The sequence below is a fragment of the Kineosporia succinea genome, assembly GCF_030811555.1.
GTDB classification, from domain to species: Bacteria; Actinomycetota; Actinomycetes; order Actinomycetales; family Kineosporiaceae; genus Kineosporia; species Kineosporia succinea.
Map to the genome: position 1 here is coordinate 4,190,990 of NZ_JAUSQZ010000001.1, position 14,005 is coordinate 4,204,994.

The following is a 14,005-nucleotide window of genomic DNA, read 5'->3' on the forward strand; positions in this document are numbered from 1 at the left end:
CGGTCCGGGGGACGCACGACGTCCCCCGGCCGACGTGGCCGGGTCCGGATAAGCACGTGCAGGGTCTCAGCTCGAGGTTGTAGGACTGACGGTCGTGACAACAGGTTCTGGAAACAGCCCCGACCCCGGGCGGCAGGGCGTCGCCGTGGCCCGGCGGATCGTGGTCAAGGTCGGCTCGTCGTCGCTGACCTCGGTCGACGGCGGTATCGACGCCGGGCCGATCGAGCGGCTCGTCGCCGTGCTGGCCGAGCACCGGCTGGCCGGGCAGGAGATCGTGCTGGTCTCCTCCGGCGCCATCGCCGCCGGCCTGGCCCCGCTCACCCTGCCGAAGCGCCCGAAGGACCTGGCCACCCAGCAGGCCGCCGCCAGCGTGGGCCAGGGCCTGCTCATGGCGCACTACACGGCCGCCTTCGCCCGCCGCGCCCTCACCGTGGGCCAGGTGCTGCTCACCGCGGAAGACGTGGTGCGCCGCACCCACTACGCGAACGCCCGCCGCACCCTGAGTCGCCTGCTCGGCCTCGGCGTGGTGCCGGTCGTCAACGAGAACGACACCGTGGCCACCGCCGAGATCCGGTTCGGTGACAACGACCGTCTCGCGGCCCTCGTCGCCCACCTGGTCCGCGCCGACGCCCTGGTGCTGCTCTCCGACGTCGACGCGCTCTACGACGGCCCGCCCAGCCGGCCCGGCGCCCGCCGCATCGAGAACGTCGCCGGGCCCGCCGACCTGGAGGGCGTGGAGATCGGCTCGGTCGGCAGCAACGTCGGCACCGGCGGCATGGTGACGAAGGTCGACGCCGCCCGCATCGCCACCGTCGCCGGCATCCCGACGCTGCTCACCTCCGCCGCCAACGCGGGCGACGCGCTCGCCGGTAAGGACGTCGGCACCTGGTTCGAGGCCCGGGGCGGGCGCACCGCCAGCCGCCTGCTGTGGCTGCGGCACGCGGCCGAGCCGATGGGCCGGCTGGTGCTCGACGAGGGGGCCGTCGCCGCCGTGGTGCAGCGCCGGATGTCGCTGCTGCCGGCCGGGGTGGTCAGGGTCGACGGCCGGTTCACCGCCGGTGACGCGGTCGACCTGGTCAACCCGGCGGGCACGGCCGTGGCCCGGGGGCTGGTCAACTTCGACTCCGGTGAGCTACCACCGCTGCTCGGCCGCTCGACCCGTGAGCTGGCCGCCGAGATGGGCCCCGACTACGCCCGGGAGATCGTGCACCGCGACGACATCGTGCTGCTCGGCCGCCGCTGAGACCCCTCGCCCAGGACCAATCCCGGGCAGAACACCCGCCCCGCGCCGTTTCGCACACACCACGCATTCACCCTGCGTGGTTGTGCTGATCCTACGAATTCAGCGGTTCATGGCCGATTCCCGAGACGTTGGCGTCAGCATCTGCTCAACTAGAGGGGTGTCAATCGGATCACGTCACGACGTCCCGTCCACGTCGTGTGTGCGGCGGGCCGCCCTCGAGCAGCAGCCCTACATCGCCCGCGACCTCGGCGCCGCCGAGGGCCGCGACCTGTGGTTCGTCACGGTCTCGATCGGTGGCGGGGCCCTGGCGCAAGATGTGGTGCGTGACGCTCTGGAGCGGCTGAGCGTCGAGCGGGCCTTCGTGGTCAGCATCCGCTTCGACCGCAACCGCGCCCAGGTCCGTTACTGGGACGAGTGCGGCGACGCGGCCGAGGCCACCACCCAGGCGCTGAGCCTCTGGGGCAACGACGAGGTCTTCGCCGAGCTGCCGGGCTGGCGGGTGAGCGGCCTGGAGGTCGTCGACCTGGCCACCGCCCAGCAGCAGTGGCACCAAGACGATCAGCCCCGGGTCTTCGCACTCGGCGAGATCGTCCCGTTCGACGACTGAACCACCGCGGGCGGGCCGGATCACCGGTGGCCGACCGACGCGTCCCTGAGCCCTCAAAAACCCCCGGCCGGCCGCCGAGGCGTACGGGCTCCTGTGTGAAGCCCATTAGAGTGGCCTGGTGAGCACGACAATCGAGCCGGAGACCGGAGCTGCCGAAGCGGGCAGCGACCCGGTGCGGGAGGCCGTCCGCGAGGTCGCGGGCCGCGCCAAGCAGGCCGCTCGCGCCCTGGCCACCGCGCCGCGCGATCAGAAAGACCGCGCGCTGAGCGCCCTGGCCGACGCCCTGGTCGCGAGCACCGACCGCATCGTCGCCGCGAACACCGAAGACCTCGAGCGCGGCGAGCGCACCGGCCTGGCCCCGAACCTGGCCGACCGGTTGCGGCTCGACGGCCCTCGCATCGCATCCATCGCGCAGGCCGTGCGCGACATCGTGCGCCTGCCCGACCCGGTCGGTGAGGTGGTGCGCGGTTCCACGCTGCCCAACGGCCTGCAGCTGCGGCAGGTGCGGGTGCCGATGGGCGTCATCGGCATGGTCTACGAGGCCCGCCCGAACGTCACGATCGACGCCGCGAGCCTGGCTCTCAAGAGCGGCAACGCGGCCGTGCTGCGCGGCGGTTCGGCGGCCGAGAGCACCAACACCGTGCTCGTCACCCTGATCCGCGAGGCCCTCGAGAGTGCTGGGCTCCCGGCCGACGCCGTGGCCACCATCGACCCCTGGGGCCGTGAGGGTGTGCAGCACCTGATGCGCGCCCGCGGCCTGGTCGACCTGCTGGTGCCGCGCGGTGGCGCCGGGCTGATCAAGACCGTCGTCGAGAACTCCACCGTGCCGGTGATCGAGACCGGCACCGGCAACTGTCACGTCTACGTCGACGCGTCCGCCGATCCGCAGATGGCGCTCGAGGTGCTGCTCAACGCCAAGCTGCGGCGCACCAGCGTGTGCAACGCGGCCGAGACGCTGCTGGTGCACCGCGACAGCTCGTTCCTGCCCGTCGCCCTCGAGGCCCTGGCCGCCGAGAAGGTCCGGATCCACGCCGACCCCACCGCCCTGGCCGAGGCCGCGAAGCTCGGGGTCGCGGCCGAACCTGCCACCGAAGACGACTGGTACAGCGAGTACCTGGCCGCCGAGATCACGGTCGGCGTGGTGGGCAGTCTCGACGAGGCGATCGCGCACATCCGCACCTACTCCAGCGGTCACACCGAGGCCATCCTCACGAGTGACCTGCGCGCCGCGAACCGTTTCACCGCCGAGGTCGACTCGGCCGTGGTGGCCGTGAACGCGTCCACCGCCTTCACCGACGGCGCCGAGTTCGGTCTCGGGGCCGAGGTCGGCATCTCCACCCAGAAGCTCCATGCCCGCGGCCCGATGGGTCTCGCCGAGCTGACGTCCACCAAGTGGATCGTCACCGGCAACGGCCAGACACGTTCCTAGAGGAGTAGAGATCGCATGGAGGCGACCGAGGTCCGCAAGCTCACCGAGCTCGAGGATCGGCACTGGTGGTACCGCGAGCGCAGGCACCTGCTCGCCAAGGCCGTCGCCGACCTGGTGCCCGGCCGGGCGCTGGACGTAGGCGCGGCGGGTGGCGGTAACACCCGTGTGCTGCAGTCGCTGGGGTGGCAGGCCGCCGCCCTGGAGTACGGCCCGACCGGTGCGGAAGTGTGTGCCGCGCGCGGGATTCCGGTGCTGCGCGGCGACGCGACGGCCCTGCCGCTGGGCACCGGTTCGCTCGACCTGGTGGTGGCGTTCGACGTGCTCGAGCACCTCGACGACGACAAGGCCGCCGCGGCCGGGGTCTTCGACGCGCTGAAGCCGGGCGGTCATTTCCTGGTGGCGGTGCCGTGCGACCCGAAGCTGTGGTCGGCGCACGACGACGCGGTGGGCCATGTTCGTCGCTACACCCGGCCGACGCTCACGGATCTGTTGCTGGGTGCGGGTTTCGAGCTCGAGCCGATGACGAGCTGGAACGTGCTGATGCGTCCGCTGGTGAGCCTGCGGCGCCGCAGCAGCACCGGCAGCGACCTCGACAACCCGCCGGCGATCCTGAACAACGCGCTGCGGGCCGTGATCACCCTCGAGCGCTATCTGCCGGTCAAGCAGCTGCCCGGCGTCACGCTGCTGGTGCGGGCGAAGCGCCCGGCGTAAGGCCCAGCTCCGCGAGCAGTTCCGCGCCGAGGGGATCGCCCAGGGCCACCCGGGTCATGGCCTCCTCGTAGCGGTCGCCCGCGAGCACCGCCGCCCGGAGCGCTTCGGCCAGCACGGCCGCAGCCTCCGGGAAGGCGTCCGGCGCCGAAGCGCCTGACACCAGCCGCCTCGGCCCGGCCGAAGCCCTCGAATCCGGCCCGGCCGAAGCGCCTGAGGTGCGCTTCGCCGATGCCTCCGCGGCCAGCAGCACCTCACCGAGTTCGCGGGTCGCGCCGATCCGCGAACCGCCCTCGCCCAGTTGCCCGGCCAGGTCGACGGCCTCGCGCAGCAGCTCCGCCGCCCGCCCGAACGAAAGACGCCGCGCCGCCGTCACTCCCAGCCCGCGCAGGGCGTCGATCCGGCCCACCGGGTAGGCGATCTCGTCGGCGATGCGCAGCGCGAGCCGGAACGACTCCTCGGCCTCGTCGAGCCGTCCGAGCTGTTCCTGCGCCAGCCCGAGGTTGGACAGCACGGCGTTCTCCCCGGCCCGGTCGCCGAGGTGACGCTGAATCTCCAGGCCCCGGAGCAGCGCGGTCTGGGCCGGTTCCGGCTCGCCCCGGTAGAGCAGCAGCGCGGCCAGGTTGTTCAGCGCCTTGCCGAGCCCGGGCCGGTCGCCGATCTCCTCCAGCAACGCCACGGCCTGCTCGTGACACGCTGCGGCGCGCGGGTAGTCGCCCAGCCGGCGGTGCACGATGCCGAGGTTGAACAGGGTGGCTCCCTCGCCGCTGCGGTTGCCGGCCTGCCGATGCAGTTCCAGGGCCGGCTCCAGGGCGTCGAGGGCCTGCGGGTAGCGGCCGCAGCGCCAGTGGATGATGCCGATGTTCTGCCGGGCCGAGGCCAGGCCCGCCCGGTCGCCGCACTCCTGGAAAAGGACTGCGGCCTCGCTGTGCTCGGCCAGCGCGGGGTCGAACCGGCCGCGCCGCCGGTGCACGAGACCGAGGCGGTCGAGGGCGCCCGCGCGCTCACCCGCGTCCGTCGCCGCCCGCAGGGCCAGGCCGTGCAGGGTCTCGGCGTCGTCGTAGTGGCCGCCGGCGTCGAGAAACGCGGCCAGGATCCCGGAGAGCTCCACGGCGTGTCGCCCGGAGACCCCGGCCACGGCCAGCAGGGTGGCGCGTTCGTCGGAGAGCCATTGCTGGCCGCGGTTCTTCGGGTCGGCGGCGGCCGAGGAGTAGGTGGCGGCGGCCCGGGCGTCGCGGCAGCAGACGTCGAACAGGCGTCGCGACGCCTCGGGGGAGGTCTCGCCGAACTCCGTGGAGTACAAACGCAGCAGGTCGTGCATGCGGAACCGGTTGCCGGGCAGGCGTTCCAGCAGGTGGACGCGGGTCAGGGTGTCCGTGGCGGTGCGGGCCGTGCGCAGGTCGACCCCGAGCAGGGCGGCGCACCCGGCGAGCTGGAACCGGGACCCGGGATGCAGCGCCAGGCGCCGGAACAGCTGGGCGGGCAGCTCCTCGAGGTGCTCGTACGACCAGGAGAACACCGCCCGCACGCCGTCGAGCAGGTCGAGACCCCGCAGTTCGTCGGCCATCTCGGCGATCGACTCGCCCGGGCGGGAATCGATGAGCTCGCCCGCGATCCGCAGGGCGAGGGGCAGCCGGGCGCAGGTGCCGATCAGCTCGGCGACCGGCCCGGGCTCGGAGGTGACCCGCTCGCCGACGAGAGACGAGAGCAGGTCGTGCGCCTCGGCGTCCTTCATCAGATCAACCTCGAGACGCACGGCCCCGTAGTGCACCACGAGCTCGCCGAGGCTGTCGCGGCTGGTGACCACCGCCGCGCACCCGGCACTGCCGGGCAGGAGATCCTCGACCTGGGCCGCGGTGCGGGCGTTGTCGAGCATGACCAGGATCCGCCGCCCCGCCAGCAGCGAGCGGTACAGCCCCGCGCGCTCCCGAGACCCCTCGGGGACGGCGGCTTTTCCGGGGGAGAGGGCACGGATGAACTCGCCCAGCACGTCGTGCGCCGTCACCGCCGGGCCCGGGTGGTAGCCGTGCAGGTCGACGTAGAGCGTGCCGTCCGGATACCACTCGGCCCGGCGGTGGGCCCACTGCCGGGCCAGTGCGGTCTTGCCCACACCGGCGGTTCCGGTGAGCACGCCGATCGGTACGGCGGCCGGCGGCCCGGGTTCGAGCAGCTGGTCCAGGGCGCCGACCAGGGTGTCACGACCGGTGAATCCGTTGACGGCCGAGGGGGTCTGGCGCAGGAGGGCGGTAGGAACCGGAGGCCGTTCCACCGCGTCCGCCATCCCGCCCGTCGCCCTCAGCCAGAGCGCGTGGAACCGCGCCGGATCCGCCCCGAGCGCCTCGACCACCAGCTCGAGCAGCCCCCACCGCGGCGGCCGGGGTTCGGAGAACACCGCCGACACCGTTGTCCGGCTGCACCCCACCTCCCGGGCCAGGTCGCGCAGGCTGGGGCGGCCGGCCCGGTGGTGTGCCTCGTGCAGGGCCTCGGACAACGTGCGCAGGTCTCCCGGAGGCAGTTCCGGCCTGGTCAGCACACCCATGGCAGTCCCGATCCGTCAGTCTTCGTCAGGTTCCGTCAACCCGTGCCCGGGCCTTCGTAGCGTCGACGTCACCGGCCGCCAGGAGGGTGGCCGCCGAGAGATGGAGACTTCAATGACCACCATCGATACGTCTGCCCCGTCCAGGTTCGCCGGTGCCGCCAAGGTCTACGAGCTGCACACCGAGATCGCCCGGGCCGGTGGCCTGAACGCCTCGAAGTCCAACCTCAGCGAGCTCACGGCGGACACCGATGTCGCCCGGGAGCTGCTCGCGTTCCTGATCGGCTCGGGCCTGCTCAGCCAGCGTCAGGCCGAGGCGCTGTGGGAGCTGATCACCGGGGGCGGCGGATTCACCGACCTGCCGGAGATCCCGTTCGACGAGGGCCGTCCCGGTCCGTCCGTCTACGACCTGGTGCGGGCGTCCCTGGCCGCGCGGGCCGCTCAGGCCGAGGGCTCGGTGGACTCGATCGACAGTGTCCAGACCGTGGTCGAGGTGATCGTGGCGGTGGCCGAGGCGATCCAGACCGCGGGCGGGGCGGTTTCCGACGCGATCAGCTTCCTCGCCGGTCTGTTCAGCTGATCATGACCGAGGATTCGGAGGTCCTGCGCTACCTCGAGCGGTTCGGGTACCTGAGCCCGGGCCGTGAGCGCACCGACGACTCCACCGCGCTGGCCCTGGCCCGGTTCCAGGGCCGGCTCAACCTCCCGGTCACCGGTCTGCTCGACGAGAACACCCGGTCGGCGGTTGATTTCGATCGATGCGGAATGGTGGACGCGTCGGACGGCCTGGCGCTCAAGGTCTCCTGTCCGTGGGGGTCGGGGGAGCTGAGGTACGCGTTCGGCACGCCGTGTCACGACTACGAGGAAGCGTTCGACGCGGTGGAACGGGCCGTCGCGACCTGGGCCGCGGTGGTGCCGCTGGTGGTGAAACGGGTCGAGAACGCCGCCGACGCGGACGTTCTCGTCGAGTGGCGGCCCGCCGACGACCCCGATCACAGCATGGTCGGAAAGGTCCTGGCCCACGCCGACTTTCCCGGTCAGTGCTGGAGCATCACCCCGGACCGGCCCAAGCCGCTGCATTTCGACGACTCCGAGCACATCTGGTGCGACGGCGCGATCCGTGGCGCGTTCGACGTCGAGACCGTGGCCCTGCACGAGTTCGGGCACCTGCTCGGGCTCACGCACGGCACGGTCGCCGGGTCGGTGATGTACCCGGCGATCAGCAGTCACTACGTGCTGCGGGAGCTCCAGCCCGACGACCGTGAGCGGCTGGGGGTGCTCTACCCCTGGAGCACGTCTTCGGAGGAGTCGTAGGCGACGTGGTAGGTCGGGCGCCCCTGCAACTGGGTGTAGAGGCGCCCGACGTACTCGCCCATGATTCCCAGGCACAGCAGCTGCACGGCGCCGACCCCGGCGACCACCAGGAACGTGGACGTCCAGCCGGGAAGCGTGTGATCGGTGACGAAGGCCCCGAACGCCACGGCGAACAGCAGAGCCGTGACCGCGGCGCCACCCAGCCCGAACCAGGTGGCCAGGCGCAGCGGGGCGATCGAGAAACCGGTGAGGCTGTCGACCGACAGCCGGATCATCCGGGCCAGCGGGTACTTGGTGGTGCCGGCGGCGCGTTCCTCCCGCCGGTACTCCACCTGGGTGCTGGGGAAGCCGAGGGCCGGGATGACCAGGCGCAGCACCCGGTTCTGGGCGGGCAGCCGGTTCACCGCGTCGACCGTGGCGCGGGACATCAGCCGGAAGTCGCCGGCGTCGGCGGGCACGTGGTGCCCGACCAGGCGCCGGATCAGCCGGTAGTAGACGTTGGCCGTGTGCCGCTTGAACATCGAGTCGGTGGTGCGGTCGTTGCGCACCCCGTAGACCACGTCGGCGCTGCGCTCCTGGGCGGCGGCCAGCATGGCGGCGATGGTCTCGGGCGGGTCCTGCAGGTCGGCGTCGATCGTGGCGACCCACTGGCCGCGGGCCCGCATCAGCCCGGCCGAGAGAGCGGCCTGGTGACCGGCGTTGGCACGCAGCCGCACGATCCGCAGCTGCTCCCAGTCGCGCCGGGACTTCTCGAGCAGGGCGGGGGTGGTGTCGCGGCTGCCGTCGTCGACGACGAGCACCTCGTAGGTCTCGCCGAGGTCGTCGAGCACGGGCCGCAGGCGCTCGACGAAGAGGCCGATGACGGCTTCCTCGTCGAACATCGGCACGACCACACTCAGGTGCGGCGGCACGGCTGGGGGATTCATCCCCTCCAGCCTAGTGGCCCGGGACGGTGACGCGTTTCCCCGGGCCCGTGGGGTGTCCGCGCCCGTCGCGCCCCGGCATGGCACACTCGGAGCCTGCCCGGGACGATCACCCCGGCACCCCGTTCGATGAGAGGTCATGACGATGTTCGTCCCCACCGCGCTGGTCGCGGCCGCGACCGAGGCCGCCGAGGAACACCACGAGCTGCCGCTGGACAACTGGGTCTACCCGGTCATCGCGGGCGTTCTCTTCTTCGCGCTGTTCCTGCTGACGTACGCGTTCCGGAACGTCTCGCACAACCACTGACGACATGGGTGAACCCAGCGCCGCCGCCGGGCGGCGGCGCATCGGCGTGATGGGTGGCACCTTCGACCCGATCCACCACGGTCACCTGGTGGCGGCGTCGGAGGTGGGCAGCCGCTTCGGGCTGGACGAGGTGGTCTTCGTGCCCACCGGCGAGCCCTGGCAGAAGGTGGACGACCGCCGGGTCAGCCCGGCGGAGCACCGCTACCTGATGACGGTCATCGCGACCGCCTCGAACCCGGGCTTCACGGTGAGCCGCGTCGACATCGACCGTGGCGGGCCGACGTACACCACCGACACCCTGCGCGATCTCGCGGTGGAACACCCCGACGCCGACCTGTACTTCATCACCGGCGCCGACGCCCTCACGGCCATCCTGGGCTGGAAGAACCCGGACGAACTGTTCCGGCTGGCGTACTTCATCGGCGTCACCCGGCCCGGCCACCGGCTGGACTCCTCCGGGCTGCCGGCCGACCGCATCAGCCTGCTCGAGGTGCCCGCCCTGGCCATCTCGTCCACCGACTGCCGCGACCGCGTCGCCGACGGTGAGCCGGTCTGGTACCTGGTGCCCGACGGCGTCGTGCAGTACATCAACAAGCACCGTCTCTACCGCGCGTGAATCCCGGTCTGCCGCAATCGTGAGAAGGTTGGGCACGTGACCGCGTCAGACCGTGCCATCGACCTCGCGACCCGCGCCGCCCGTGCGGCGTCGGAAAAGCTCGCCACCGACATCGTCGCCATCGACGTCAGTGATCACCTGGTGATCACCGACACCTTCCTGGTGGCCTCGGCGAACAACGAGCGCCAGGTGAAGTCGGTCGTCGACGGCGTGGAGGAGGAGCTGCTCAAGGCGGGCGCCAAGCCGATCCGCCGTGAGGGCCAGCAGGAGGGCCGCTGGGTCCTGCTCGACTTCGGCGACATCGTGGTGCACGTGCAGCACGTGGAGGAGCGCGAGTTCTACTCGCTCGAGCGTCTCTGGAAGGACTGCCCGGTCATCGAGCTGCCCGAGGAGATCAACGCCGACGCCAAGACCTCGCTGACCGAGCGCTGGGGCATCACCGAGGACACGAGCGCCCAGGACGAGGCGTGACGGCCAACCGGGTCATCCTGGTTCGCCACGGCCGCACCACCTGGAACGCCACCGCCCGCTTCCAGGGCCAGACCGACGTGCCGCTCGACGACGTCGGCCTGGGCCAGGCCCAGCGCACCGCCGAGGCGCTGTACGACCAGCTGGTCGGCACCGAGGTGCGCATCGTCTCGTCCGACCTCTCCCGCGCCGCCCAGACCGCGCGCGCCCTGGCCACCAAGCTGCACGTGGAGATCGAGCTCGACCCGCGTCTGCGGGAGATCTCGGCCGGTGAGTGGGAGGGCCGCACCCGCGACGAGATCATCATGGCCTGGCCCGAGGACTTCGAGTCCTGGCGGATGGGCCGCGACGTGCGCATCGGCACCACCGGCGAGAAGCGTTCCGAGGCCGCCGACCGGTGCGCCGCCGCGATTCTCGAGGCCGAGAAGGCGATGGACCACGGCACCCTGGTCTGCGTCTCGCACGGCGGTGCACTGCGCGGGGCGATCTTCTCGTTGCTCGGCACGCCCGACTGGCCCTGGAACGCGCTCGAGGGCCTGCGCAACGCGCACTGGGCCGAGCTGCAGAACACCGAGCGGGGCTGGCGGCTGAGCCGCTACAACGTCTCCTGAAGCTTCTCGGTCAGTGCTCACACCTGCCCCTCGCAGATCGGCCGGCAGCGCTTGAGCGCCACCGCCTGATCCATCTCGAGGCTCTCCCAGGCCAGCAATGGTGGACGTGGTGGTCAACGCGTCGGGGATCGAGGACGCCCGTCCCGGGTCGGCCGTCGGGTCGGTGCCGCTCGTGGAGATCCCGGCGACGGCCGCCTACCTGGACGAGCTCCGGGCCACCGGCGGGCCGGTCCTGATCGGCGTCGACCTGTACCACCCGGCTGAGGGTGGCCAGGTGCGCAACCTCACGTCCGGCCTGCGGGAGGGAGGTCGCCGCTACCTGCGGGCCGACTTCCCCGACCATCTCCTGGTCGGCGGGCCCCGGCGGATCCAGGTGCGCACCTACCTGACCCTGAGTTCGGGCCTGGCCACCACGTCCCTCGGTCTGGTGGCCCATATGCCCTGGTTGCGTGGAGTGATCGCGCGCTCGCCGCACCTCGGCTCGAGCGACTGGCACGTGATCGCGGTGAACCGCCGCACCCGGCAGCGGCTGAGCGCCTCGGGCACCGGACAGTCCTACGCCACGGGCGTTCTCACGGCCCTGATGGCGGAGGGTGTGGCGACGTCGAGGCCGTCCGGGCCGGTCACGGCTGATGCGGTGATCACGCTCGAGGACGCGCTCGGGGGCCTCGATTTGTAGTTGCACCCCTGTCTTGCGATAAAGTTTCACAGCACCGAACGGGAGGGGAAACCTTCTCGGCGCGGTGAACGGTAAGGGGCTGTAGCGCAGCTGGTAGCGCACCTCCATGGCATGGAGGGGGTCAGGGGTTCGAATCCCCTCAGCTCCACCGACGCAGAGGGCCCGGTCATAGCGACCGGGCCCTCTGCGGTTTGTCCAGGCCGCGTACCGCCCTGAGGCCGGCCGAGGTCTTCGCCGCGGGGAGATTCTGCGCACCGCACTCGCTCAGGCGGGCTGACGACAGGCTCGGGCCGCCTGGGGGCGGGGCTCGCCCAAGGGTGGACGCGGCGGCGCACCTACCGCGGAAGCGTCAGGTACCGTCCGTCGCCCCGGTAGAGACGGACCCCGTCTCGCCAGGGGAGGGTGTTCCCGATGACCCGGGTCTTCCAGACCCCGTCGCACTCCGTCGTGTTGGCGATCGTCTGGTACGAGCCATGGTCTTCCGAGTAGTACTTCGCGTGCACGCAGTATCCGTCGGTCGACTCGTCGCGGGTGCGCACCTTCCACTGCTCGCCGGCCGTGCTGACGCACAGCTGGCCACCGCCCCACGTGGCGTGTACCTCCGTCCCGCAGTCCCACGTCACGGCCTGGGCCGAGCCCGCCGTGCCGATGCCGAGCCCGGTCAGCGCCAGGGCACTGGCCGCGACGAGCGAGAGCGATCTGAATCGGTTGAGCATTCCGTTGCCTCCGATCGACGATCCATCGATGGGATCATGCTCATGTTGACTCTCGCTTTACTCAAGCAAAAGGTGCGCGCAACAACTCATCTCCGCCCTTCGTCCTCGCGCAACTCTTTTTCGGAAATCTGACCCACTCGGGCAACTTTCGCGCCCGGCGGTCCGTCTGAACCGGCGAAACCAGCCCGCACCCGCGGGCCCCGGGACGCCGATGAAGGGTTGGACGACAACGATGAAGCAGCGCAAGCGCGTACTGGGTGTCGGTGGTGCGGCGACGCTCGCGGTCGCGGCGGCGGCGACCGTCGCGGTGGTGAACCTGCAGGGTGCCACGGCGGCCGAACCCAGTGGTGCGAACGGCTTCGCGGCCCAGAACGGCGGCACCACCGGTGGCGCGGGCGGTACCACCGTGAAAGCGACCACGGGCACGCAGATTCACGAGGCGCTGTGCGGTCGGGCGAGCAACAGCACGCCGATCATCATCCAGGTCTCGGGCACGATCACGGTCGGCAACACGGCCAAGGTGTCGGGCAGCTGCAACACCGCGGCCGGCGTCATCGAGCTGAAGGACATCAGCAACGTCACCCTGGTCGGCGTCGGCAGCACCGCCGTGTTCGACCAGATCGGTATCCACGTGCGCAATTCCAAGAACGTCATCCTGCAGAACCTGCACGTGAAGAACGTGAAGAAGTCCGGCTCGCCGACCTCGAACGGCGGTGACGCGGTGGGTCTGGAGACCGACGTCTCCAACGTCTGGGCCGACCACCTGACCCTCGAGGCCTCCGGCGGTGAGGACGAGGGCTACGACGGGCTTTTCGACATGAAGTCGGGCTCGAAGTACGTGACGCTGTCGTACAGCATCCTGAAGAACTCGGGCCGTGGCGGCCTGGTGGGTTCCAGCGACACCGACTCGGCCAACGGCCCGGTGACCTACCACCACAACTACTACCAGAACATCGACTCGCGGGCGCCGCTGCTGCGCGCGGCCACCGCGCACATCTACAACAACTACTACGAGAAGCTGAACAAGTCCGGGATCAACCCCCGCAACGGCGGTAAGGCCCTGGTGCAGAACAACTACTTCAAGGACTCGAAGGACGTGCTGGGCACGTTCTACACGAGCCTGAAGGGCACCTGGCAGACCTCGGGCAACGTGCTCGACAACGTGAGCTGGACCGCTGCCGACTCGGAGAACTTCCCGGCCGGGGCGAGCATGGCGTCCACCGGCACCGTCACCGTGCCCTACTCGGCGACCCTCGACGCCGCGTCCTGCGTGCCCGCCGTGGTCAAGGCCACCGCCGGTGCCGGCACCGGCCTGAAGGTCTCGGACGGCACCTGCACCCCGACCAACGTGCCGACCACCACCAGCGCGCCGGGCACCACGACGCCGCCGGTCAGCACCACCACCCCGCCGGTGACCTCGACCACCCCGCCGGTGACCTCGACCACCCCGCCGGCCTCGGGCGGCACCAACCTCTCGCTCGGCGCGGGCGCCGACGGCAGCAGCAAGGCCTCGGGCTCCAGCTTCGGCAATGTCATCGACGGCAACACCAGCACGTACTGGCAGCCGAGCGGCAACACCGGCGACATCTCGGTTAAGTGGACGAGCGCCAAGACGGTCGGCTCGATCGTGATCAAGGAGGCCTCGGGCAGCAAGGTCACCTCCTGGAAGCTGATCGACGAGACCAACGGCAAGACGGTCTCGACCGGCACCAACTCCGGCACCAAGACCTTCACGCCGATCTCGACCAAGAAGCTGACCTTCCAGATCGTCTCGGCGACGGGGACGACGAAGATCACCGAGTTCGAGACCTACGCGAAGTGACGTGAGGTGGCCCCTGCTCAAGGGGT

General features: G+C 71.0%; 15 protein-coding genes and 1 tRNA gene. 13 read left to right on the plus strand and 3 right to left on the minus strand.

From position 1 onward, the window contains the following. Window positions 1-94: 94 nt before the first annotated feature. The 4 genes from proB to J2S57_RS18065 all read left to right on the plus strand — a co-directional run bounded on the left by proB (window position 95) and on the right by J2S57_RS18065 (window position 3,990). Window positions 95-1,243 (plus strand): glutamate 5-kinase, encoded by a 1,149-nt coding sequence (proB, locus tag J2S57_RS18050; protein ID WP_307244437.1) that lies wholly within the window; start codon window positions 95-97, stop codon window positions 1,241-1,243. A gap of 157 nt (window positions 1,244-1,400) precedes the next feature. Continuing rightward, window positions 1,401-1,850 (plus strand): DUF8830 family protein, encoded by a 450-nt coding sequence (locus J2S57_RS18055; protein WP_307244439.1) that lies wholly within the window; start codon window positions 1,401-1,403, stop codon window positions 1,848-1,850. A gap of 118 nt (window positions 1,851-1,968) precedes the next feature. After that, window positions 1,969-3,279, plus strand: a complete 1,311-nt coding sequence (locus J2S57_RS18060) for a glutamate-5-semialdehyde dehydrogenase (RefSeq protein WP_307244441.1) — start codon at window positions 1,969-1,971, stop codon at window positions 3,277-3,279. A 15-nt stretch (window positions 3,280-3,294) separates the two neighbouring features. Further along, entirely contained in the window at window positions 3,295-3,990 is a 696-nt protein-coding gene (locus tag J2S57_RS18065) for a class I SAM-dependent methyltransferase (RefSeq protein WP_307244443.1), read from the plus strand. Here J2S57_RS18065 and J2S57_RS18070 read toward each other — a convergent pair. After that, a complete protein-coding gene (locus tag J2S57_RS18070) occupies window positions 3,956-6,526 on the minus strand; it encodes an ATP-binding protein (RefSeq protein WP_307244446.1) in 2,571 nt (856 codons plus the stop codon). The two genes, J2S57_RS18065 and J2S57_RS18070, sit on opposite strands and share 35 nt — an antisense overlap. 112 nt (window positions 6,527-6,638) lie before the next feature. Here J2S57_RS18070 and J2S57_RS18075 point away from each other — a divergent pair, with 112 nt between their 5' ends. After that, window positions 6,639-7,103, plus strand: coding sequence for a hypothetical protein (locus J2S57_RS18075; RefSeq protein ID WP_307244448.1), 465 nt, complete (start codon window positions 6,639-6,641; stop codon window positions 7,101-7,103). 2 nt (window positions 7,104-7,105) lie between these two features. Then, complete coding sequence (locus tag J2S57_RS18080; protein ID WP_307244449.1) at window positions 7,106-7,837, plus strand: matrixin family metalloprotease; 732 nt, start codon at window positions 7,106-7,108, stop codon at window positions 7,835-7,837. On the opposite strand, the gene J2S57_RS18085 is transcribed toward J2S57_RS18080, so the two are convergent. Further along, a complete protein-coding gene (locus tag J2S57_RS18085; protein ID WP_307244452.1) occupies window positions 7,804-8,763 on the minus strand; it encodes a glycosyltransferase family 2 protein in 960 nt (319 codons plus the stop codon). The two genes, J2S57_RS18080 and J2S57_RS18085, sit on opposite strands and share 34 nt — an antisense overlap. 136 nt (window positions 8,764-8,899) lie before the next feature. Between J2S57_RS18085 and J2S57_RS18090 the strand changes: the two genes are divergently transcribed. From J2S57_RS18090 to J2S57_RS18115, 6 genes are all read left to right on the plus strand, one after another. Continuing rightward, the gene (locus J2S57_RS18090; RefSeq protein ID WP_307244455.1) at window positions 8,900-9,067 is read left to right on the plus strand and encodes a hypothetical protein; all 168 of its coding nucleotides are present in this window, start codon (window positions 8,900-8,902) and stop codon (window positions 9,065-9,067) included. Between the two features lie 4 nt (window positions 9,068-9,071). Beyond that, window positions 9,072-9,683 carry a nicotinate-nucleotide adenylyltransferase gene (gene nadD / locus J2S57_RS18095; protein ID WP_307244457.1) on the plus strand — a complete coding sequence of 204 codons (612 nt, stop codon included), beginning with the start codon at window positions 9,072-9,074 and terminating at the stop codon, window positions 9,681-9,683. A gap of 36 nt (window positions 9,684-9,719) precedes the next feature. Continuing rightward, window positions 9,720-10,154, plus strand: coding sequence for a ribosome silencing factor (rsfS, locus tag J2S57_RS18100; protein ID WP_307244459.1), 435 nt, complete (start codon window positions 9,720-9,722; stop codon window positions 10,152-10,154). Beyond that, on the plus strand, window positions 10,151-10,762 hold the full coding sequence (locus tag J2S57_RS18105) for a histidine phosphatase family protein (protein ID WP_307244461.1): 612 nt from the start codon (window positions 10,151-10,153) through the stop codon (window positions 10,760-10,762). The genes rsfS and J2S57_RS18105 overlap by 4 nt, the downstream gene beginning before the upstream one ends. Before the next feature lie 97 nt (window positions 10,763-10,859). Further along, complete coding sequence (locus J2S57_RS18110) at window positions 10,860-11,441, plus strand: hypothetical protein (RefSeq protein WP_307244463.1); 582 nt, start codon at window positions 10,860-10,862, stop codon at window positions 11,439-11,441. A 75-nt stretch (window positions 11,442-11,516) separates the two neighbouring features. Next, window positions 11,517-11,589: transfer RNA gene (locus J2S57_RS18115), tRNA-Ala, on the plus strand. Window positions 11,590-11,776: 187 nt separating this feature from the next. Here J2S57_RS18115 and J2S57_RS18120 read toward each other — a convergent pair. Beyond that, entirely contained in the window at window positions 11,777-12,157 is a 381-nt protein-coding gene (locus J2S57_RS18120) for a hypothetical protein (protein WP_307244465.1), read from the minus strand. 232 nt (window positions 12,158-12,389) lie between these two features. Here J2S57_RS18120 and J2S57_RS18125 point away from each other — a divergent pair, with 232 nt between their 5' ends. Continuing rightward, complete coding sequence (locus J2S57_RS18125) at window positions 12,390-13,979, plus strand: pectate lyase family protein (protein WP_307244467.1); 1,590 nt, start codon at window positions 12,390-12,392, stop codon at window positions 13,977-13,979. Window positions 13,980-14,005: the final 26 nt, after the last annotated feature.

Bases quoted from the DNA above. Each gene is read 5' to 3' on its own strand.
- J2S57_RS18065 (WP_307244443.1), top strand. From the start codon at position 3,295: ATGGAGGCGACCGAGGTCCGCAAGCTCACCGAGCTCGAGGATCGGCAC.
- J2S57_RS18070 (WP_307244446.1), bottom strand. From the start codon at position 6,526: ATGGGTGTGCTGACCAGGCCGGAACTGCCTCCGGGAGACCTGCGCACG.
- J2S57_RS18075 (WP_307244448.1), top strand. From the start codon at position 6,639: ATGACCACCATCGATACGTCTGCCCCGTCCAGGTTCGCCGGTGCCGCC.
- J2S57_RS18080 (WP_307244449.1), top strand. From the start codon at position 7,106: ATGACCGAGGATTCGGAGGTCCTGCGCTACCTCGAGCGGTTCGGGTAC.
- J2S57_RS18085 (WP_307244452.1), bottom strand. From the start codon at position 8,763: ATGAATCCCCCAGCCGTGCCGCCGCACCTGAGTGTGGTCGTGCCGATG.
- J2S57_RS18090 (WP_307244455.1), top strand. From the start codon at position 8,900: ATGACGATGTTCGTCCCCACCGCGCTGGTCGCGGCCGCGACCGAGGCC.
- nadD (WP_307244457.1), top strand. From the start codon at position 9,072: ATGGGTGAACCCAGCGCCGCCGCCGGGCGGCGGCGCATCGGCGTGATG.
- J2S57_RS18110 (WP_307244463.1), top strand. From the start codon at position 10,860: ATGGTGGACGTGGTGGTCAACGCGTCGGGGATCGAGGACGCCCGTCCC.
- J2S57_RS18120 (WP_307244465.1), bottom strand. From the start codon at position 12,157: ATGCTCAACCGATTCAGATCGCTCTCGCTCGTCGCGGCCAGTGCCCTG.
- J2S57_RS18125 (WP_307244467.1), top strand. From the start codon at position 12,390: ATGAAGCAGCGCAAGCGCGTACTGGGTGTCGGTGGTGCGGCGACGCTC.